Below are 22302 nucleotides of genomic sequence, written 5' to 3' on the forward strand. Positions count from 1 at the left end.
TCCCATGACTAACTCGTCGTATCGTTTTATCAGGCGGGCATCTAGCCCAGTCATTTGATATCCATGCCGTCCCTTTATAGACCAGGATCGGGAGATGTGTAGATACCAATGCCGCGATGACTCCAGTCAACTCAACACAGAATCACCGGGTTCACTTCAGGGCACCATCCAACGGCACCCGCGCCAGATGCGTAGCCTTCAAAGACCCCAGATACAACCAGTCGCCATACTCACGAACAGTCGTGATCGGCGAATAATTGCCCTCGCCAGCATCCTGCAGATTGGCAATCACCTTGCCCTGCAAATCCAGCCCCAAGACAAACCCGCGCTTTTCCAGCGGTTTCGGCAACACGGCCATCGCCCGCACGATCATCTTGCGTACGAACGGATGCCCGGCCGTGCGATCCAGCAACGCGTTACGCGGCGTATACAGTGCTACCCAAAACCGGTCTCGACCATTGAACGCAAGGTTGTCCGGCAGCCCCGGCAGGTTGTCGATGAACAGATCGTGTGTGCCGGCTTTCGGCCCGGTCAGCCAATAGCGGCTGATGCGGTAGGCGCCAGTTTCGTTGACCAGCACATAAGCGTCCTCGGGGCCGAGGGTCACGCCGTTGGCGAACTCCAGCTTGTCCAGCAAGACCTTGGTTTTGCCGGTCTGAAAGTCGTAGCGCAGCAGTCGCCCGTCGCCGCCATGCTCGATGATAGCCTCGCCGTCATGCCCGTAACCCCAACGGCTCGATGCATCGCTGAAGTAGGCGTAATGCCCGGGCTTGTCGATGGCCACATCGTCGGTGAAACCAAACGGCACGCCATCGGCTTCTTTGGTCAAAGCGATGACCTGGCCTTGGGCGTCGAGCGACAGCAACCCCTTGACCCCGTCGGCGATCACCAGCAAACCGTTGGGATGCCGGGCCATGCCCAGAGGTCGCCCGCCAGTGTCGGCCAGCACTTTGCGTTGTGTGCCGTCAAGGCTGGTTTGCAGCACCCGGCCGTCATGCAAGCCGGTGATCAGCAAATCGCCTTCCAGCAGCAGCGCTTCCGGGCCTTCGATATCGCTGGGGCCGACCTTGGTCGCAGCCTTGAGCAGTTGATTTTCGGCATAAATGCCATCGGTCAGTGACGGCGCCGGTTGCGGCGTCCAGGCCACGGGCTCGACCTTGGTCGGCATTAACAGCAAAAATCCCAGAATCAGTACGATCAGCAGCACCACTCCATGGCGTAGTTTCATGCGCTGACGCTCGCTACTGCCAGGTGCTGCGCCGCCATCTCGCGCAAGGCCAGCATCGACGCGCTGGATTCGCGCTCAATGCGCGTTTTCAGCAGCAGTCGATTGGCAATGCGCATGGCCAGTCCGTCGAATTGATAATCCAGCGTGCGCACGAAGCGCGTGCCGTCGGCCTCGGCCGAACATTCGTAAGTCAGCTGCAGCGACAAGCCATGATCGCCTCTGGCCCGCGCGCACCAGCGGCGGCCAGGCAGATATTCGCTGACTTCCCAGCACAAATGCCCGTCGCGGCCACCGGCACGGATGTCCTCTGCAAAACGTGCGCCGGCATGCAGCGGGCCGGCGGGGCCATCGATCTTCAATGACGACGGATGCCACTGCGGCCAGCAATTGACGCTGGCGGCGTAAGCGAGCACGGCGGTCGGCTCGCCGGCGATGTCGATCTGGTGCTGCATGCGCGTCATGGGGGGTCTCGACAGGTTCAGGGGGGCGGGTTCCGGTTCCCAATACAGGGTGCCGAACAGGTAGTCCATCAGCGGGAAAACAATATTGAAGTTGCGCTCCTGCATGCACTCGCGCCGGTGATGCAGCTCGTGCAAACGACGCATCTGGCGAATCCACGGCAGGCGCGTCAGCGGGTTTTGCGGCGGCAGATGCTCACAGGCGTGAAACACCTCGTAAGTCAGGTAGCCAAGCACCATACAGCCGCCGAACAGCCCGGCGACATTGGCATTGACCTGCGCGAGCAGCCACCACAGCGGCAGGGTGATGACCAGTGTGTGCAGCACGATCAGCCACGCCGGGAACAGAATCACCCGCCAGTCGCGCGCACTGTCGTAGGTCATGTGGCCGGGGGTGAAGAAGCTGTGATGGTCGCCGGCGTGGCGCGCATAGAACAGCTTGGCGAAGGTCTTCTTGTGATGGCCGAGATGGCGATGCACCACGTACACGCCGAAGTTGAACAACAGCAGAGTCAGCGGCACAGTCAGCCATTCCAGCGCCCGCACTTGCTGCACGCTGCTCCAGAACCCGCCAATCGCCAGCGCCCCGAACAGCAGCACGAACACGCCGTGCAGCCACGGGTTGTAGCGCGGATGGATCGCCGCGCGGTAGCGGCTGCGAAATGCCTCGGTGGTCTGCCTCACTGCGCTCACCTGCGGAGATTGTTGTTATCCCGGCAGAGTAGCCGATCCGCTCATTTGTGCAGGACCAACCTTGAGGTCAGTAGTGCCATGCTCCGGTTTGTGGCGACCGGATCAGCTCAGCGGATTCCAGCGCTGCGACCAGTCGTCATCGGTCTTGATCACCTCGCGCAGCAGATCGAACGCCTGTTGCAAGGTCGCCGAATCACGGTCGCGGGAGTAGACGAGGTAGGTCGGGTAGCCGAATTCCGGGGCTTTGGTGACAGTTTCCAGCGCGCCGCTTTCCAGATAAGTGCGCACGACACGGGTGCGGAAATAACCGCTGCCGCCGTTCTCCAGAATGTATTGCAGGGCCAGCGGGCCGAGGTTGAAGCTCAAGGCTGCCTTGGCTTTTTCCGGCATTGCGGCGTCGTGCTGACGACGGAAGTCCGGGCCCCAGTCGATGTACACGTAGGGATCGGGGCGATTCGGGGTTCGAACCAGAATCAGTTTCTCTTCCAGCACTTGCTCGACCTGCAGGCCCGGCCAGTATTCCGGCTGATACACCAGCGCTGCATCGAGTACGCCGAGTTCGAGCTGACGCAGCAGGTTTTCGCCGTCGCGCACTTCCATGCGCAGGGCGTGGCTGGGGATTTTTTCGCGCAGTTCGGCGGCCCAACTGAGCATCAACGGGTTGCACAGACTGACTTCGCCGCCGATGTGCAGCACGTTGTCGTAGCCCTCGGGCAGCGGCAGATCACGGCGTGCGGCTTCCCAGGTCTGTACCAACTGAGTGGCGTAGACCACGAACGCTTCGCCGTTGGGCGTCAGACGCGCGCCGGCACGATTGCGCACGAACAGCGTGCTGCCTAACTGGCTTTCGAGTTTCTGCACCCGCGCGGTGATCGCGGTCTGGGTAACGAAGAGCTTTTCAGCGGCGGCGGCAAGGCTGCCGTGGCGGACGATTTCGAGGAAGGTGCGGGCGAGGTCGATGTCCATGGGGCGGGCCGGTGTCTGGGGGTTGGGCATTGTAGGGCAAAAGCACCCTCACCCTAGCCCTCTCCCAGGGGGAGAGGGGACCGATCCGGGGATATTGAATATTTACACCGACTTGAGCGCTCTGCTCTGAATCCATAATCGATTGGTTTTCTCAAGTCGATGTATGGCGCAAGACACCACGGTCGGTTCCCTCTCCCTTGGGCGGTCCGACGTTTCGGGAGGGCTAGGGTGAGGGGAAAAACTGCCACCGCCGATTAACTGGCCAACTCGGTCACATCCACCCGCGCCCAATCCTCCACCAACCGCGCGGGTGTCCCGCACACCTTGCGCTTGTAAACAAAGTGCCGGCACTTCTCGGCGAATTGATTGCGGTTGTACAGCATGTCCTCCTGCATCTCTTGCAGCTCGGCTTCCCTGCATTGCTCGATCGACGCCTGATCGACCCGCGTCTTGCGCTCGCGCACCGGCGCATACGTCGGGTCAGTCAACACCCCATTCGCCCGTTGCAGCAGCCACAAGGCAAACTCATCCGGGCAACGCGGGCCGATTTCCTGAACCATGCCCAGCAGTTGCGCCTGACTGGCGCTCACCGGCAGACACGCATGGGTCAACTGCTCGGCCATCACCGGGCCGACCGCGCGTGGCAGGCTGTAGGTCCAGTATTCCGAACCGTACAAGCCCATGCTCTTGTAGTGCGGGTTGAGCACGATATCGGCCCGGGCCAGCACGATGTCCGCGGCCAGCGCGAGCATCACGCCGCCAGCGCCGGCATTGCCGGTCACACCACTGACCACCAGTTGCCGCGCACTCAGCAGCTCTGCGCACACGTCGTCAATCGCCTGAATATTCGCCCAGGCTTCAGCACCCGGATCCTGCGCCGCTTGAATCACATTCAGATGTACGCCGTTGGAAAAGCTGCCACGCCCGCCCTGGATCAGCAGCACCTGGGTGTCGCGGGATTTGGCCCAGCGCAGCGCGTCAACCATGCGCCGGCATTGCTCGGTGCTCATGGCGCCGTTGTAGAACTCGAAGGTCAACTCACCGACCTTGCCGGATTCGCGATAGCGGATCGGTTGATACGCCTCGTCGCTGAACGGCTGACTGGCGATCGACCAGTCCAACACCGGCACGCCACACAAATGCCCGGCCAACACATGCCGCGCCGGTTGCTTGAAAGTTTCTTCGCCGGGTTGCGGTTTGCGCCGCAGTGAGCCGATCCACAGGCTGTGATCCCCGGTCGCCACCAGCACTGCATCGTCATGCACCGCGAGAATTTCGCCAGGCATGCCGGTGCGCTGATCAAGATGCGCGTCGTACAGGTAATACTGCCCGCCCGCGAGACTCGCCAGCACTCCCGGCTGACCATCCGCCGCATCGATGCAACGTTTGATGAAGCGCGAGCAGTCGTGCCAGCTGAAGCTGCGGTCATCCTGCTTCATGTTCGCCTGCAAACGTCCGCGCACTTTTGGATCGGTGTAATCGAGCGCCACCGGCACGAAGTCGTCGATAAACTTTTCCACGACCTCACGGATGCACCGCATCGCCGCATCACTGACCCGACCGTTGTACAGCTCGGATTTACGCAGGCCCGACGGCAGATTGAATTCGCAGGTCGCCCAAACCGGGCCAGCGTCCATTTCTTCCACGGCTTGCAGAGCCGTGACACCCCAGCTTGGCAGTTCGCGGGTGATCGCCCAGTCCAGTGCGCTCGCGCCACGATCACCGACGATGCCCGGGTGGATGATCACCACCGGACGCTGGGTGTTGCTCCACAACGCATGCGGCACGCGGTCCTTGAGGAACGGGCAGATCACCAGATCGGCGCCGCTGTGTTCAATCTGTTCGCACACCGAGGCTTCGTCGGTGAACAGCACCACGCTCGGCGAGTGTCCGGCCTGGCGCAGTTCCAGCCAGGCGCGTTGGGTCAGGCCGTTGAACGCCGAGGCCAGCAGAATAATGTTGAGTGGTCGCATGTTTGCTCTTCCTTGAGTGGGTCCGCCGCAGGCTCCGATGAGCCGTCCGTGGCATTCGATGGAAGCGCAAGGTTAGAGAGTGGCGCCGGGCGCGCCAGTGATCGAAGTCAACGTTGTGTCAGTCCATGTTTCCCCGGCGACGAGGTGCATTATTCTCAAAAGTTTGCTTATCCTGATTTTTTATTACTTCAAATGTCTGCATGGGTATTGCACAGTCGCCCTCTGACTTTGCCGGACGATCCCGGCAGTACCATGGATTTTCGCAGCGGGTGGAGCCCGTTTCAGGGAGCAGGGCATGGGTGGCAGTCATAACCCGCATTACCAGGTCATCGGGCAGATGTTCCAAAAGGACTACCGATGGTTGTGCGCTGCGGTCAGCCGTACCCTCGGTTGCCCGCACAGTGCGCAGGACATTGCTTCGGAAACCTTTCTCAGGGTCTTGGCGTTGCCCGATCCGCTGGCCATTCGCGAGCCACGGGCGTTGCTGACCACTATTGCGCGGCGTCTGGTCTACGAAGGCTGGCGTCGGCAGGATCTGGAGCGCGCCTATCTGCAAAGTCTGGCACTGGCGCCGGAACCGGTGCATCCGTCACCGGAGGAACGCGCACTGGTCATCGAAGCGTTGCTGGCGGTGGATCGCTTGCTCAACGGCTTGTCGGCGAAGGCCAAAGCGGCGTTTCTCTATCATCAACTCGATGGCCTGACCTACAGCGAAATCGGCGAACGGCTCGGCGTGTCCACCAGCCGCGTGCAGCAATACATGGTCGAAGCGTTCAAGCGCTGTTATCAGGCAATGCAGGCATGAGGCCCGATGAAACGCTGATCGATGAGGCGGCGCAATGGATGGCGCTGTTGCAATCGGGCGATGTCAGCCTGCAGGAGCGTGCGGCGTTCGACGCCTGGCGTGCGGCCGATCCTCGTCATCAGCAGATCATTGAACAGATGGGTGGCGGGTTGAACCTGCTGCGGCAGTCGAACCTGCGCGGTGTATCCCGCGACAGTCTGCTGCACAGCCTCAACGCACCTTCGAGTCGCCGCCGGTTTATCAGTGGCAGTTTGAGCGTGCTCGGGATTACCGTGCTCACCGGTCTGCTGGGGCGGCGTTACGGCTGGCTGCCTGAGGCGGGTGAGCTCGCGACCGGCACCGGCGAGCGCCGTGAATTTGCGCTGGAGGACGGCAGCACCGTGACCCTGAATGCGCGCAGCCGCGTGGTGCCGCGCTTCGACAACATCGAGCGCTTGCTGGAGTTGCGCAGCGGCGAACTGCTGGTCGATGTGGCGAAGAATCTGAGCCGGCCGTTTGTGGTTGAAACCGGGCACGGGCGGATGCGCGCACTCGGCACCCGATTTCTGGTGCAGCGCGGGGAGGATTCCACGCGTTTGGTGATGCTGCATTCGCAAGTCGAAGTCGTCACCGCCAGCGGCGCGCGGCAAGTGGTGGAAGCGGGCGAAAGCCTGGTGTTCGACGGGCAGCACATTCTCGCGCTGGAGCGCAGCAAAGGTCAGGACAGTGCCTGGGTGCAAGGGCGACTGGAAGTGCGTGACCGCCCGTTGAGCGAAGTCATCGACAGCCTGCGCAGCTACCGGCGCGGCATCATCCATGTAAGCCCGGATGTCGCCGGACTGCGCCTCAGCGGCCTGTATCCGCTGGACGACAGTGACCGCACTTTGCAGTTGCTGGAGCGCTCGCTGCCGATCCGCGTGACCTTCCACAATCCGTACTGGGTCAGCATCGAAGCACGGTTATAGATTCATAACTACTCGGACTATTGCTCGCTCTATAAAAAGCGCCGGCCCGCTGCTCATTCCCTGCAGACGCCTTCAACAGGGAAGCCCCTCGATGTTCTCATTCAAACAACCATTACCTGGACTGACACTCGCTGCCGCACTGGTCATGGGAGTAGTTTCTATGCCTGTGCTCGCGCAGGAAACCATTGCTCAGGTGTACAGCTTCGACATCGCCAGCGGCGCACTCGACGAGGTGCTGCTGGAGATCTCGCGTCAGTCCGGTGTGCCGATCTCCTTCAGCCAGAATCTGGTGCAAGGCAAACGCAGCAGCACGGTGCACGGGGCGTTGGGCAGTCGCCAGGCGGTGGAAAAAGCCTTGCTCGGCAGCGGCCTGCAAGTCGAGCAAAGTGCTCAGGGGTTGAGTGTCAGGGAAGCCGAGGCGCCGACCGTTGTTCCGGCCAAAGCCACCGTTGTGGCACCGGTCACCAGCGCCGATTACCGCATGGAAAAAGTCACCGTCACGGGTTCGCGCATCGCCCGCGCGCAAAGCGACGGCGCGACCCCGGTCACCGTCATTACCCAAGAAGAAATGCAGGCGCGCGGCTACAAGAATGTCTACGACGCGCTCGCCACGCAGACGCAAAATACCGGCATGACCCAGGGCGAAGACTACGGCAACACTTGGCAACCGGCAGCCAGTGCCCTCAACCTGCGCGGCCTCGGCCCCAATCACACACTGGTGCTGATCAACGGCCGGCGCGTCGCGGATTACCCGACGCCATATGACGGCAAGGTCAACTTCACCAATCTGGCGAACATTCCCTCGGCAATCATCGAGCGCATCGAAGTGCTCAGCAGCGGCGCCTCGGCCATCTACGGTTCGGATGCGATTGCCGGGGTGGTCAACATCATCCTCAAGGACAAAATCACTGGCGTCGACGTCAACCTCAAGGGCGGCACCAGCGAGCGCGGCGGCGGCGACAATCAGCGCTTGCAGATCAGTGGCGGCGGCAGTTGGGGCGATTTCGACGGCTTGTTCGGACTTGAGCTGACCAACCGCGACCCGATCTGGGCCGATGATCGTGGCTTCATGCAAAGCGGCCCGTTGGCGGATGTCGGCTATCGACGCGATCTGAGCAATAGCCGCTACCTAGGTCCCGGCTGCGGCGCCTATCAGGGCACCTTCGACAATAAATTGATCAGCAGCGGCGGTCGCTGCCGCACCGATCAGATGTACAACGATTATTGGACGGTGCAGACGCAAAAGGAAAACTACGACGGCTACAGCCGAGGCACCTGGCATTTCAGCGACAGCGGCCAAGTGTTCGCCGACCTGATGTATGGCCTCGATCACATTCAGAACAACACCCGTGGCCCGACCTTCACCTCGCCGGATTTCATCAATCAGAACAGCGGTAATCTGGAGCGCTGGTACCGGCGGTTCGGCGAAGAAGAAATCGGCGGGCGCACCAGCAATAACAGCAAGTGGCGCGATACGTCGTGGACTGGCACTTTGGGGCTTTCGGACAAGATCGCTGACACCGGTTGGAACTACGAGCTGGCAACCAACCGCTCGGAGTACAAGAGCGTGCGCACCACGCGCTATACGCCTTTGTCCTCGATTGAGGATTTCTACCTCGGCCCGCAACTCGGCACCCGCGGTGGCTATCCGGTGTTCGCCCCGGACGCCTCGCGGCTTGACCGACCGTTGACGCCGCAGGAATGGCAGCAGTTTCGCGGCAATCAAACCCAGACCAGCAAATCGGTCTCGACCAGCTATAACGCCTCGGTCAACGGCGAATTGTTTGATCTACCGGCCGGCCCGGTCGGATTCGCCGGCGTGCTTGAAGCGGGAAAACAGGAATACCGCATCGACCCGGACGACGGTCTCAATGACGGCACCTTCTATGGCTTGAGTCCGGCGCGAAGCTCCGGCGGCTCGCGCAAGCGTTATGCGGCGGGCGGAGAGTTCAGCATCCCGGTGACTGACACTGTGTTGGCGACTGCAGCGGGACGCTGGGATCAGTACAAATTCAGCGGCCGCACCGAGCAGCAGAAAACCTACAACCTCGGCCTCGAATGGCGCCCGCTCACCAGCCTGTTGTTGCGCGGCAGTTACGGCACCAGTTTCCGTGCGCCGGATCTGAACTACATCTATCAGTCCGACAGCAACGGCTACTACCCGGCGCAAATCGACTACTACGGTTGCAGTCAGGGGGTGGAGGGTGCCTGTGATCGGAGTCGCGTCGACTACACGCAAAGCGGCACGGCCAATCTGGAGTCCGAACGCGGCAAATCCTGGACCTATGGTTTCGTCTGGTCGCCGTCACGCAACTTCGATTTCTCCACGGATTTCTGGCGGGTCGAGATTGACGACCTGCTGACCACCGTCGATGAAAATCGTCTGTTGCAGCAAGAGAACGAGTGCCGCAATGGCACCCAGGACATTACTTCGGCCAACTGCCAATCGACCCTCGCGCGCGTCGACCGTAATGCGGGCAACGCGGCCATCGACCCGAATCAGTTGCAGCGCGTGCGGGTCAACGCGATCAACGCTGCCAGCGAGCGGGTCAGCGGCCTCGATTTCAAGAGCAACATTCGCTGGGGCGCCGGCCAGTACGGCGCGTTCAGTTCGACGCTGGGCTACACCCTGGTGCTCTCGCATTTCTACAAGGAATCCGAAGAAGCGCCGACTCAGGACTGGCGTACCTCGCGTACCAACTACGACTGGCGCAGCAAGGTCAACGCCAGCCTGACCTGGGATTACCAGAAGGCCACGGCGACCTTGATGGGCATTCGTTATGGTTCGGTCACCAACGGCGCGGGCGATGGGCGTCTGTCGCCGTGGACGGTGTTCAATGCCAGCGCGCGCTACAAGCTCAACGATCGGGCAAGCGTCGGGTTGACCGTGAACAATGTGCTCAATCAGATCAAGCACGATGACTCGGCGGGCTGGCCGTATTACCCGACCGGCAACTATGACCCCTACGGCCGGCAGTGGTGGCTGGATGTGAGTTATCACTTCGGCAGTTGAGCGAATGAAACCGTTAAGAGGCGTCCTACGGAAAACAGATGGTTTTGCGTAAAAGCGCCGATATTTCCGACGACTTTTTCAGGTTGGCTGTCGGAAACGCTGTCTATAGCATCGTCTGTGACATGAAGTCGCCGAGCGGCTTGATCGCTCGCAAATCAGACAATGGATGGATTATGCGAATCCCACATCTCGAGAATGAACCTGCTTTTTATCCCCCTCGTGATTCCTGGCGCGTCAATCGCGCCAGATGCCCAACGGAGGGTATCGCGATGCCGCAAACAAGAGCGCCCCGGCTGTCGGGGCTGAAAAAGGTCGAAGGCAAACCTGTGGAGGTGTTGCTGCACGGCCGGGAATGGGATCGAGACACCATGTACATCATCCGCTACACGCGGGAAGGTTTCGATCTGCGCGACGTGGTCAACATGATTTCAACGTCTGAGCTTTATCGGGAGAGCGAGCTTGTGCAGCTCATCACCGGCAAGTCCGTCAGAACCGTGCGGCGTTTGCTTAACAGCGGCGAGCCTACGCGCCTGAGCCGCCAACAGAGCATGATCGCCTTTCAATATGCGCACGCGCTGGAGTCCGCTACCGAGGTGTTCCACGATCAGGCGCGCGCCGAGGAGTGGTTGAACAAGGCCACCAAATGGCTGAACGGTTACAGGCCGGTGGAATTGATTGAAAGCTCGTTAGGCTACGAGTCGGTCGATTCATACCTGCACCGAATGAAATACGGGGTCTATCAATGAACCCGTTACCTTGGGACGACCGCTGGTATGCATGGCGCCTGGATCCTGAGATTTATCGGTGTACGTGGGACAGCGGTATCGGTTCAGAACTCAGGGGCGGCCGATGGAACCGGCCCGGTCGGCGCGTCGTGTATGCGTCGGTTGATCCATCCACGGCCATTCTGGAAGTGGCGGCTCATGAGAGTTTTGATGAGCTGGATAAAATGCCCCATGTGCTGACGTGCTTTGAGGTGACCAGCGAGGCAGTCGTCAGGATTGTGCAACCGGAAGAGGTGCCGAACCCTTATTGGCTCAGTCCGGCAAAGGCTTCGCGCAACCAGCAAGACTTCGCCGACGCCTTGCTCGCCGAACACCCGTTTGTGCTGATTCCATCGGCAGCCACTCGGCACTCATGGAATTTACTGGTGAGCTGCGACTTGGCGCAGGGGCAGTTCAAAATGGTCTCGCAGGAGCGATTCGGGCTGGATACGCGGTTGCTGAGGGACATGGAATTGGTCTGAGTGTTACCGAACGCCTTTTTGCATAACCTCATCACCCAACGGTCTAACTGGCACCCTATAAAACCCGATCCGTCATCACACATCCCTGCATAAACCAAAACGCAGGGATGGCTGTTCATGATTCGATTTTCACCCGTCAAATCCCCTTTGAGCCTGGCCTTGCTGCTGGCGATCAACACCTTGTCGGCGATGGCCGCCGAGAGCACTGCAACCGAGCCGACCACCCAGTTGCAACGGGTTGAAGTCACCGGCACAGCAATCCGCCGGGTTGATGCCGAGACAGCGGTGCCAGTTACTATTCTGCGGGTAGAAGAGTTGCGCCAGCAGGGTGTGAGTACCACTGAAGAACTGGTCAGTCGTATCTCTGCCAACCAGTCATCGGTCGGCTCTGGTCGTTCGGTGGGATCGAGCAGTGGCGGGGCGTCGTACGCGGATTTGCGCGGCATCGGTCCGAACAAAACCCTGGTGCTGCTTAACGGTCGGCGCTTGAGCAACAACGCCACTAACGCGATCAACGGCTCGGGCGTCGATCTGAACACCATTCCGTTCGCCGCCATCGACCGGGTCGAAGTGCTGCGTGACGGCGCTTCGGCGTTGTACGGCACTGACGCGATTGGCGGGGTGATCAACTTCATCACCAAGACCAGCCTCACCGAAGGTCAGATCAGCACCAACTACGACACGCCGACCCATTCCGGTGGCGGAGAAAGCCGCAATTTCAGCGGTAGCTGGGGCTTTGGTGATTTGCAGGACGATCGCTTCAACGTGTTTGGCGTGGTCAGTTACGACAAGCAGAATCGGCTGGCCGCCGATGATCGCGGCCACACCTACAACTACCAACCGAGTCGTGGCCTCGATTACACCTCCGGTACTGCTTCGCCGGCCAACTGGAGCCAGGGCAGCAACGCCACCAACCCGCTCGCCGGTTCTGGTTGCAACGCCCCGGGATTACAGTCGCGCAACGGCATCTGCCGTCAGAGCCTGTGGAATTATCTCGATCTGGTGCCGGAAACCGAGAAGACTTCAGCCTTCGCCAAAGCCACCGGTAAGCTTTCGGACGATCACAACGTCAGCCTCGATTACTTCTGGGCACGTAACGAAAATCGCACGCAGATCGGTCCCGGCACCCTGATGGGCAATCAGGTCAACCCCGGCACCGCGTTCTATCCCGGCAACGGTATCACCCCCGGTCCAAGCGGCTTCGCCCTCGATCCGACGCAACCGGTCGACGTCAACTGGCGCGAAACCACTGTCGGTGCCCGTCAACATGAAGACGACAACACCAGCCAGCGCCTGCTGCTGAGTTTCGACGGCAGCCTGGTTGGCTGGGATTACAACGTCGGCGCTTCGTATAACCAGAACAAAGTCACCAACGCGATCAGCAGCGGTTACGTCAACGACCGCGCGATCAGCCAGGGCATCGCCAACGGTGTGATCAACCCATTCGGCCCGCAGACCCCGGCCGGTTCCGCTTTGCTCGCCGCGAATGCGGTGGATGGCGACTACGCCACAGCAGTGGGTCGAGTCAAAGCCATCGACGGCCGCGTCAGCCGCGAGATTGGCGACTGGTTCGGCGCCGGCCCTTCGGCATTGGCGCTGGGCGGCGAATACCGCAAGGAAGACTTCCATCAGGACTTCGCTGCGTTTGCCGGTGATGTGCAGAGTTTGGGCGTTGACCCGAATGGCAGTGTGGCGGGGGATCGCAGCGTCTCGGCTGAGTACGCCGAGGTCAACGTGCCGGTGCTCGACAGCCTCGAACTGTCCGCCGCCGTGCGTCACGATAAATACAGCGACTTTGGCAGCACGACCAACCCGAAATACTCGTTCCGCTTCCAGCCGTTCAAGGAGTTGGTGGTACGTGGCGCTTACAGCGAAGGCTTCCGCGCACCGTCGTTGTATGAACTGTACAACCCGACTTTCACCTCGTTCACCAATGCCAACTACAACGACCCGCGCCTGTGTGCCGGTGGCAATCCGGGCAACGGCGGAATTGCCAACCGCGACTGCGCGCAGCAGTTCAACCGCAGCAGCGGCGGCAATACTGATCTGAGCCCGGAAACCGCGCGCAACGTCACCCTCGGTTTCGTCTATCAGCCGTTCAATCGCCTGACGGCGGGCCTGGATTTCTGGTGGATCGACATTGCCAACCAGATCGCCGAATTCCCCGAATCGGCTGTTTTCGAGAATCCGGAACTGTACCCGGAGCGCCTGATCCGCAAGCCTGATGGCTCGATCGATCACGTGGTCACGGGCTTGGCCAACCTCGGCAAGATCAAGACCAACGGCGTCGACGTCAGCTTCGACTATCGCCTGCCAAGCACTTCATTCGGCGATTTCGGCATCGGTCTGCAAGGCACTTACGTGACTCGCTATGACTATCAGCAACAGCAAAAGGGCGACTACATCGACAAGCTTGGTGACTTCCGTGGCGGCGACTTTTCCTCGGCCGGCGCCGTTGCTCGCTGGCGCCACAGCCTGACCGGTAGCTGGACCTACGGCGCGTACGGCGCCAGCCTGACCAATCGCTACACCAGCGGATATCACGACTCGGATCGCGACACCAACAACTACGTCGGCTCCTACAACGTCTGGGACCTGGCCGGCACCTACACCTGGCGCAAAACCCTGGGCGTGACACTCGGCGTGAAGAATCTGTTCGACCGCGAGCCACCGTTCAGCAACCAGACCTACACCTTCCAGAGCGGCTACGACCCGAAGTACGCCGACCCGTTTGGGCGGACGCTGTACACGCGGGTCAATTACAAGTTCTGAGATTGATTGGTCGGGGCGGGTTTTAACTACTCATCGTTCTAAAGCCTGCCCTATAAAAATTGCCGGCCTGTTGCACATCACAGGTAGGCAGATGGTTTGGTGTTTGTACTGGCCTAATCGCTGGCAAGCCAGCTCCCACAGGTCTTGTGGCGTACACAAATCCTGTGGGAGCTGGCTTGCCAGCGATGAGGCCGGTTGTAGCACCTCGTGACAAGGATCTGCCAATGCTCTCCAGACTCATACTCTTCACCGTCATTGCCTGCGCATGCCCGTTGACCCTGGCTGCACCGCAACACGCACTCACGGTCTACGGCGAAACCCCGAAATACGCCCCGGACTTCCAGCATTTGGCCTACGCCAACCCCAACGCACCCAAGGGCGGCACCCTGCGTCGCTCGTCCCTGGAAAGCGGACCGTTCGATCACCTGATTCCTTACGTTGACAAAGGCACCGGCGTCGCCGATATCGACGGCTGGCTCTACGCGCCGCTGGCCTACCGCAGCAAGGACGAACCGTTCAGCGTTTACGGTCTGGTGGCGCAGCAAATTCAACTTGATCCGCAGCGACACTGGCTGCGTTTCTACCTCAACCCCAAGGCACGCTTCGATGACGGTACAGCGATCACCGCAGAGGACGTGCGCTACACCTTCGAGTTGCTCACCACTCAGGGCAGCCTCAAATACCGCCAGCAGTTTCGCGATGTTGCCGAAGTGCAGGTCGAGTCGCCGACTCAAGTGCGCTTCGTGTTCAAGAACAACGACAGCCGCACCTTGCCGCTGGATCTGGCAGTGCTGCCGGTGTTGCCCGAGCACTGGTGGCGCACGCGTAACTTCGCTGACGGCGGCGGCTTTGAAATCCCGCCGGGCAGCGGCCCATATCGGGTCAGCGCGGTGGATGCCGGGCGCAGCGTGAAATTCGAACGGGTCAAGGACTGGTGGGCCAAGGACTTGCCGATCACCCGAGGCCTGTACAACTTCGATCAATTGAGCGTGGAGTTCTTCGCCGACACCGACGTGTCACGCCAGGTGCTCAAGTCCGGTGGCTTCGATTACAACCGCGAATTCTCTGCGACCAGTTACATGATCGGCTACGCCGGGGCGGCGCTGGAGCAGGGCAAACTGCTCCGTGAACATCTGGCTCCCGGCGCCGCCCAAGGTGCGCAGGGGTTTGTCTTCAACCTGCAAAAACCACAGTTTCAGGATCGCCGTGTGCGCCAGGCGATCGCCATGCTCTGGGATTTCGAATGGAGCAACCGGCAGATGATGCGCAGCATGTACCTGCGCCAGCGCAGCTTTTTCTCGCACAGCGAATTGGCCGCCACCGAGTTGCCGGACGCCGAAGAGCTGAAAATCCTCGAACCGTTGCGCGGCAAAATTCCTGATGAAGTTTTCACTCAGGTGTTCCAGGCCCCGCGCACCGACGGCAGCGGCAACGTCCGCGCCCAGCAGAGGCAAGCGCTGAAACTGCTGGCAGCTGCGGGTTGGAAACCCGATGGCGATCAACTAGTGAATGCTGCAGGCGAGCCGCTGCACTTCACCTTCCTCAACGGCCAGAAAGGTTTCGAGCGCCTGCTGCTGCCGTTCAAACGCAATCTGGCGCAGATCGGCATCGGCTTCGATATCCGCCAGGTCGATACCGCGCAATACACCAACCGCGTGCGCAATCGCGACTACGACATGATCGTCGCCGGTTATCCGGTGAGTCAGGCGCCGGGGCGCGAGATGTTCAATTACTACGGCTCGGACGGCGCCGATGACCCCGGCTCGAACAACTACATGGTGTTGCGCGATCCGGCGGTGGATGCGTTGCTCGAAGGGTTGGCGCAGGCCGACAGCCGCGAGAGTCTGTTGCGCCACGCGCACGCGCTGGATCGAGTGTTGCAGTGGGGCTACTACTGGGTTCCCAACTATTACCCGCCGGGAATTTCCACGGTGTGGTGGAACCGTTTCGGCCGTCCGCCGATTGCGCCGTTGTACGACGCCGGCCTCGACACTTGGTGGGAAGTCAGCCCGACGGCGTTGACCGCCAAACAACAGCAAAAGGAGTCCGCCCATGTGGGGTTATAGCCTGCGGCGTCTGCTGCTGATCGTGCCGACTTTGCTGGCGATTCTGCTGTTGAATTTTGTGATTGTTCAAGCGGCGCCGGGTGGCCCGGTGGAGCAGGCGATTGCGCGTTTGCAGGGCATCGGTGTCGGTGGCGCAGTCGGTGCCAGCCACGTCGAAACCGTTGGCGGCGAGTCGCGTGCCACGCGAGGCCTGGACCCGAAACTACTGGCCGATATCGAGCGCCAATATGGCTTCGACAAATCCGCCAGCGAACGCCTGTGGCTGATGCTGAAAAGTTACGCGCAGCTGGATTTCGGCAAGAGCTTCTTCCGTGGTGCCAGTGTCACCGAACTGATCTGGCAGAAGCTGCCAGTCACTCTGTCACTGGGTTTATGGGCGACGCTGATTACCTATCTGGTGTCGATCCCGCTGGGCATCCGCAAAGCCGTGCATAACGGGTCGGCGTTCGATGTCTGGAGCAGCGCGGCGATCATCATTGGCTATGCGATGCCAGGATTTCTTTTCGCGTTGCTGCTGATCGTGGTGTTTGCCGGCGGCACGTCGCTGGACTGGTTTCCGGTGCGCGGGCTGGTCTCGGACAACTTCGCCGAGCTGACGCTGTGGGGCAAGGTTGCCGATTACTTCTGGCATCTGGTGCTGCCGGTCAGCGCACTGGTGATCGGTGGTTTTGCGACCCTGACGATTCTCACTAAAAACAGCTTTCTCAATGAAATCTCGCGGCTGTATGTAGTTACCGCGCGGGCCAAGGGCCTGACTGAAAAACAGGTTCTGTACGGCCACGTTTTCCGCAACGCGATGCTGCTGGTGGTCGCCGGATTGCCGCAAGCGTTGGTCACGGTGTTCTTCGGCGGCTCGCTGCTGATCGAAGTGATCTTCTCGCTCGATGGCCTCGGACTCTTGAGTTACGAGGCGGCGGTATCGCGCGATTACCCGGTGGTGTTCGGCTCGCTGTTCATCTTCACCCTGTTCGGACTGCTGATAAAACTGCTCGGCGACCTGTGTTACACGCTGGTCGACCCGCGCATCGACTTCACCGCGAGGACTGCCTGATGCTGAGCTTATCTCCCATCGGCCAGCGGCGCTGGGCACGGTTCAAGGCACATCGGCGCGGCTGGTGGTCGTTGTGGCTGTTTCTGGCGCTGTTCGGCCTGAGCCTCGGTGGCGAACTGGTCGCCAATGACAAACCGCTGCTGGTGAGCTATCAGGGCGACTGGTATTTCCCGGTGCTCAAACGCTACACCGAGCGGGACTTCGGCGGTGAATTCCCGTTTCAGCCGGATTACCGCAGCGTCCAGGTGCGTGAATTGATCGAAGGGCAGGGCGGGCGCATGTGGTTTGCGCCGATCCCGTTCGGCTTCGACACGGTCAACTACGACCTGACTGAACCTGCACCCAGCCCACCCACCGGCGACAACTGGCTGGGCACCGACGATCAGGCGCGCGATGTATTGGCGCGGGTGATTTTCGGCACGCGGGTTTCGCTGTTGTTCGCGTTGGCGCTGACGGCGGTGAGTGCGCTGATCGGCATCGCGGCGGGTGCGTTGCAGGGTTACCACGGCGGCTGGATTGATCTGATCGGCCAGCGTTTGCTGGAGGTCTGGTCGGGGCTGCCGGTGCTGTATCTGCTGATCATCCTGTCGGGTTTTGTCGAGCCGAATTTCTGGTGGCTACTGGGGATCATGGCGCTGTTTTCCTGGTTGAGCCTGGTCGACGTGGTGCGTGCCGAGTTCCTGCGCAGTCGCGGGCTGGAATACGTCAAAGCCGCGCGCGCCCTCGGTGTGGGCGATGCGCAAGTGATGCTGCGGCATATCCTGCCCAACGCGATGAGCGCGACCCTGACGTATCTGCCGTTCATCCTCACCGGGGCGATCGCCACCCTGTCGGCGCTGGATTTTCTCGGTTTCGGCATGCCCGCCGGCAGCGCTTCGCTGGGCGAATTGATCGGCCAGGGCAAGAACAATCTGCAAGCGCCGTGGCTGGGTCTGACGGCGTTTTTTGCCCTCGCGCTGATTCTTTCGCTGCTGGTGTTTATTGGCGAAGCCTGCCGTGACGCGTTTGACCCGCGATCTTGATCCGAGGACTTGATATGAACGAAAACCTGATCGAAATACGCGACCTGCGGGTGGCGTTCAAAGGACAAGCAGTGGTGCACGGCGTCGACCTCGACATTCGGCCGGGCGAGTGCCTGGCGTTGGTCGGCGAATCCGGCTCCGGCAAATCAGTCACCGCGCACAGCATCCTGCAACTGCTCGACCCGGCAATCACGCAGGTCGACGGCAGCATTCGCTATGCCGGCGAGGAACTGCTCGGCGTACATGAACGCTATCTGCGGCAATTGCGCGGTAACCGCATCGCGATGATTTTTCAGGAGCCGATGAGTTCGCTCAATCCGTTGCACACGATTGAACGCCAGATTGGGGAAACGTTGGCGCTGCACAAGGGCTTGGCTGGCGTCGCGGCGCGCAAGCGCATTCTGCAGTTGCTGGAACTGGTCGGCATTCAGCGCCCGAGTGAACGCTTGAAGGCCTATCCGCATCAGCTCTCCGGCGGCCAACGGCAACGGGTGATGATCGCTATGGCGCTGGCCTGCGAGCCGCAATTGCTGATCGCCGATGAACCGACCACCGCGCTGGATGTGACCGTGCAGCGCAAGATCCTGTTGCTGCTCAAAGATCTGCAACAACGTTTGGGGATGGCGTTGTTGATCATCAGCCACGACCTGAATCTGGTGCGCACCATCGCGCAACGGGTGGCGGTGATGCGCGGTGGATTGATCGTCGAACAGGCCTCGTGCGAGCAGTTGTTCCGCGCACCGCAGGATCCCTACAGCATCGAGTTGCTCAATGCAGAGCCGGGTGGCGCGCCGCTGTGTCGGGGGGCGGCGGAGAATCTGCTGGAAGTGCGTGATCTCAATGTGCGCTTTCGCCTCGGTGGCGGCTGGCTGCGGCCCAAGTCGTATCTGCACGCGGTGAATGCGATCGGGCTGAATCTGCAACGCGGCAAAACCCTGGGGATTGTCGGCGAATCAGGTTCGGGCAAATCCACTTTGGGGCAGGCGATTTTGCGGTTGATCGATGCCGAGGGCAGCATTCGTTTTCAGGGCCAAGCGCTCGAACATTTGAGCGGCAAGCAGTTGCGACCGCTGCGCAAACGCCTGCAAGTGGTGTTTCAGGACCCGTTCGGCAGCCTCAGTCCGCGTTTGTCTGTGGAGCAGATCATCGCTGAAGGTTTGCAAGTTCACAGTGATTTGAATGCCGCCGAGCGCGAGCACGCGGTGATCGACGTACTGCGCGAAGTCGGCCTCGACCCGGCCACGCGTCATCGCTATCCGCACGAGTTTTCGGGCGGGCAGCGACAACGGATCGCCATCGCGCGGGCGTTGGTGCTCAAGCCGGATCTGATCCTGCTGGATGAACCGACCTCAGCGCTGGATCGCACCGTGCAAAAGCAGATCGTCACGCTGCTGCGGCGCTTGCAGGAGGAGCATGGGCTGACGTATCTGTTCATCAGCCATGATCTGGCAGTGGTGCGGGCGCTGGCCCATGACCTGATCGTGATGAAGGATGGCGAGGTGCTGGAGCGCGGGGAAACTGCCGAACTGTTTCGCTCGGCCCGGCATCCCTATACCCAGGAGTTGCTGGCAGCAGCGTTTGCCAGCTAAAACGCCGTTTCTCGAATCCCAGACGCACAAATCCCGCCACATGGGCGGGATTCGTTGGTAATCCGACAGGCCGCGCAATCGCGCAGTTGCGGGATTACGCAGGGAACAGCTCGGACAGTTTCATTGCCAGCATCATGTCGCCTTCAGCGCGCAGTTTGCCGCCCATGAATGCCTGCATGCCGTCGGTCGAACCGTCGACGATGCCTTGCAGGGTTTCGCCGTCCATCACCAGAGTGACCTGGGCGTCCGGGTTTTCGCCTTCCTGCAGTTCGCAGGTGCTGTCTTTGACGATCAGCGAGAAGTTCTTGGTGTCGTCGATGCGGAAACCGAAGACCAGATCCAGACCGGCAGCAGCGGCTGGGTTGAACTTGGCTTTCATTGCTTGTACGGCATCAGCTACGGAGGTCATGGTTCAATCCTTTCTTGGGTAATAGGAGCTGGGTGATTGCAGCAGGGTCACAAATATTCCGGACTCAACGAAAAGTGATGAGTTCCGGGGCCTTCAACAGTTGCAGGTGTGTATGACTGTTGAAGGAAGCCAGAGCCACCTCGCGACCGCGAAACTTCAGCTGGTTGAGCGAGGTGTTGACGATTTGCCAGTTCAACTCAAAGGCCTGGCGTGCAGGCATTTGCGTAATCAGATGGAGCAGGGCGGTGATGGTGCCGCCGGAGGTGAACACCGCGATTTTCCGGGTGTTGTCGGCTTGCTCGAGAATCCGTTGCAGCCCGGCCTGAACCCGTTCGACGAAACCCAGCCAGCTCTCCAGTCCCGGTGTGTCATAGGTGCCGGCCAGCCAGCGTTCGATGATCAGCGCGAAGATACGCTGGAACTCGCCACGGTTCTGTGCGGCGTTGCGCAGGATGTCGAGTGCTTCGGGCTCATCTTCGAGCATCGCCGGAAGCAGGGCGCGGATCACAGCGTCCGCATCAAATTCGTTGAAAGCAGAATCGATTTCCAACTCGGGAACCGATAGGCCGGCAGCAGTGAACTGTTCAAGCGCGCTGGTGGCCGTGTGCTGCTGGCGGCGCAGGTCGCCGGACAGGCAGCGATCGAAGCAAATACCCAGCTCGGCGAGGTGCCGGCCGAGGATTTCTGCCTGGCGCACACCGGTCGGCGACAAGACATCATAGTCGTCTGCACCAAAGGAGGCCTGGCCATGTCGAATCAAATAGATGCTGCCCACGTCCGCGTCATCCCGGTACGTTGAAGGTTTGGCGAGGTTATGAGGATGAGGGTGAGCTGTCAATGAAAAAACATACGCTTGTTTGAATGGCCGCTTGCAGCCTTGTTGCGAGAGGTTTCACGGCTGGCCGATGGGCCGGTGCATGGGTATGCTGGAACTAATTCCCGCGCGCGTTTGAAAGCGGCGCATTGCTTGAAGGAGTCCCTGTGGATTTTTTTGTTGAATACGCCAGTTTTCTGGCCAAGACCGTCACGCTGGTGGTCGCGATTCTGATAGTGCTCGCCAGTTTTGCCGCATTGCGCAGCAAGGGGCGGCGCAAAGCGGCCGGCCAGTTGCAGGTCAGCAAGCTCAATGATTTCTATAAAGGCCTGCGTGAGCGACTGGAGCAGACCTTGCTCGACAAAGACCAACTCAAGGCGTTGCGCAAGGGCCAGGCCAAATCCGAGAAGAAGCAGAAAAAGAAGCCCGAGGCCAAGCCGCGGGTATTCGTGCTGGATTTCGACGGCGATATCAAGGCTTCGGCCACCGAAAGCCTGCGCCACGAAATTACCGCGCTGTTGACCCTCGCGACACCAAAAGACGAAGTGGTACTGCGTCTGGAAAGCGGCGGCGGCATGGTCCACAGCTATGGCTTGGCCTCGTCGCAACTGGCGCGCATCCGCGATGCCGGTGTCCCGCTCACAGTCTGCATCGACAAGGTCGCGGCCAGCGGTGGCTACATGATGGCGTGCATCGGCGACAAGATCATCAGCGCGCCGTTTGCCATTCTCGGGTCGATCGGTGTGGTCGCGCAGCTACCCAACATCAACCGCCTGTTGAAAAAGCACGACATCGATTTCGAAGTGCTGACCGCCGGTGAATACAAACGCACCCTGACCGTGTTTGGCGAAAACACCGAGAAGGGCCGTGAGAAGTTCCAGGAAGATCTGGACATCACCCATCGGCTGTTCAAGAACTTCGTAGCGCGTTATCGCCCGCAATTGGCCATCGATGAAGTGGCGACTGGCGAAATCTGGCTGGGCATCGCCGCGCTGGAAAACCAACTGGTCGATGAACTCAAGACCAGTGATGAATACCTGGCTGATCGCGCCAGACACTCCGAGCTCTATCACCTGCACTACGCCGAGCGCAAAAGCCTGCAAGAACGCATCGGCATGGCCGCCAGCGGTTCGGTGGATCGCGTTCTACTGAGCTGGTGGAGTCGTCTGACTCAACAACGCTTCTGGTAATCGCTGAATACGCTCGGGTGGTTACAGCCACACGAGCGTAATTCATATTGCCCGGCGAGCTGT

General features: G+C 60.5%; 17 protein-coding genes. 11 read left to right on the forward strand and 6 right to left on the reverse strand.

The genetic code is table 11. The features are described from left to right. Positions 1-151 precede the first annotated feature (151 nt). From ACP7BN_RS20380 to ACP7BN_RS20395, 4 genes are all read right to left on the reverse strand, one after another. Positions 152-1228, reverse strand: coding sequence for an SMP-30/gluconolactonase/LRE family protein (locus ACP7BN_RS20380; protein WP_426205818.1), 1077 nt, complete (start codon positions 1226-1228; stop codon positions 152-154). After that, positions 1225-2370, reverse strand: a complete 1146-nt coding sequence (locus ACP7BN_RS20385) for a sterol desaturase/SRPBCC family protein (protein ID WP_426205819.1) — start codon at positions 2368-2370, stop codon at positions 1225-1227. Before ACP7BN_RS20385 ends, ACP7BN_RS20380 begins: the two co-directional genes overlap by 4 nt. A 111-nt stretch (positions 2371-2481) precedes the next feature. Next, on the reverse strand, positions 2482-3345 hold the full coding sequence (locus ACP7BN_RS20390) for a LysR family transcriptional regulator (RefSeq protein ID WP_426205820.1): 864 nt from the start codon (positions 3343-3345) through the stop codon (positions 2482-2484). A 254-nt stretch (positions 3346-3599) separates the two neighbouring features. Beyond that, the gene (locus tag ACP7BN_RS20395; protein ID WP_426205821.1) at positions 3600-5318 is read right to left on the reverse strand and encodes a hydrogenase maturation protein; all 1719 of its coding nucleotides are present in this window, start codon (positions 5316-5318) and stop codon (positions 3600-3602) included. A gap of 295 nt (positions 5319-5613) precedes the next feature. Between ACP7BN_RS20395 and ACP7BN_RS20400 the strand changes: the two genes are divergently transcribed. From ACP7BN_RS20400 to ACP7BN_RS20445, 10 genes are all read left to right on the forward strand, one after another. After that, positions 5614-6123, forward strand: coding sequence for a sigma-70 family RNA polymerase sigma factor (locus tag ACP7BN_RS20400; RefSeq protein ID WP_426205822.1), 510 nt, complete (start codon positions 5614-5616; stop codon positions 6121-6123). After that, positions 6120-7067: a FecR domain-containing protein gene (locus ACP7BN_RS20405; RefSeq protein ID WP_426205823.1), complete on the forward strand. Its 948-nt coding sequence runs from the start codon at positions 6120-6122 to the stop codon at positions 7065-7067. The genes ACP7BN_RS20400 and ACP7BN_RS20405 overlap by 4 nt, the downstream gene beginning before the upstream one ends. 91 nt (positions 7068-7158) lie before the next feature. Then, a complete protein-coding gene (locus tag ACP7BN_RS20410) occupies positions 7159-10080 on the forward strand; it encodes a TonB-dependent receptor domain-containing protein (protein WP_426205824.1) in 2922 nt (973 codons plus the stop codon). A 38-nt stretch (positions 10081-10118) separates the two neighbouring features. Beyond that, on the forward strand, positions 10119-10826 hold the full coding sequence (locus ACP7BN_RS20415; RefSeq protein ID WP_426205825.1) for an antitoxin Xre/MbcA/ParS toxin-binding domain-containing protein: 708 nt from the start codon (positions 10119-10121) through the stop codon (positions 10824-10826). Next, positions 10823-11326, forward strand: coding sequence for an RES family NAD+ phosphorylase (locus ACP7BN_RS20420; protein ID WP_426205826.1), 504 nt, complete (start codon positions 10823-10825; stop codon positions 11324-11326). Before ACP7BN_RS20415 ends, ACP7BN_RS20420 begins: the two co-directional genes overlap by 4 nt. Before the next feature lie 117 nt (positions 11327-11443). After that, complete coding sequence (locus ACP7BN_RS20425) at positions 11444-14098, forward strand: TonB-dependent receptor (protein WP_426205827.1); 2655 nt, start codon at positions 11444-11446, stop codon at positions 14096-14098. A 224-nt stretch (positions 14099-14322) separates the two neighbouring features. Further along, entirely contained in the window at positions 14323-16164 is a 1842-nt protein-coding gene (locus tag ACP7BN_RS20430; RefSeq protein ID WP_426205828.1) for an extracellular solute-binding protein, read from the forward strand. After that, on the forward strand, positions 16151-17215 hold the full coding sequence (locus ACP7BN_RS20435) for a microcin C ABC transporter permease YejB (protein WP_426205829.1): 1065 nt from the start codon (positions 16151-16153) through the stop codon (positions 17213-17215). Before ACP7BN_RS20430 ends, ACP7BN_RS20435 begins: the two co-directional genes overlap by 14 nt. Continuing rightward, complete coding sequence (locus tag ACP7BN_RS20440) at positions 17215-18237, forward strand: ABC transporter permease (RefSeq protein ID WP_426205830.1); 1023 nt, start codon at positions 17215-17217, stop codon at positions 18235-18237. Before ACP7BN_RS20435 ends, ACP7BN_RS20440 begins: the two co-directional genes overlap by 1 nt. A 14-nt stretch (positions 18238-18251) precedes the next feature. Continuing rightward, complete coding sequence (locus ACP7BN_RS20445; RefSeq protein WP_426205831.1) at positions 18252-19826, forward strand: ABC transporter ATP-binding protein; 1575 nt, start codon at positions 18252-18254, stop codon at positions 19824-19826. Between the two features lie 94 nt (positions 19827-19920). Here the strand turns inward: ACP7BN_RS20445 and ACP7BN_RS20450 are convergent, their stop codons facing one another. Beyond that, a complete protein-coding gene (locus ACP7BN_RS20450; protein WP_426205832.1) occupies positions 19921-20235 on the reverse strand; it encodes an SCP2 sterol-binding domain-containing protein in 315 nt (104 codons plus the stop codon). Between the two features lie 64 nt (positions 20236-20299). Next, on the reverse strand, positions 20300-21010 hold the full coding sequence (locus ACP7BN_RS20455; RefSeq protein ID WP_420649162.1) for a histidine phosphatase family protein: 711 nt from the start codon (positions 21008-21010) through the stop codon (positions 20300-20302). Positions 21011-21216: 206 nt separating this feature from the next. On the opposite strand from ACP7BN_RS20455, the gene sohB reads away from it, so the two are divergent. After that, positions 21217-22239 carry a protease SohB gene (sohB, locus tag ACP7BN_RS20460; RefSeq protein ID WP_426205833.1) on the forward strand — a complete coding sequence of 341 codons (1023 nt, stop codon included), beginning with the start codon at positions 21217-21219 and terminating at the stop codon, positions 22237-22239. Positions 22240-22302: the final 63 nt, after the last annotated feature.

It is taken from the genome of Pseudomonas sp. TWP3-1 (genome assembly GCF_049896625.1).
Taxonomy (GTDB): domain Bacteria; phylum Pseudomonadota; class Gammaproteobacteria; order Pseudomonadales; family Pseudomonadaceae; genus Aquipseudomonas.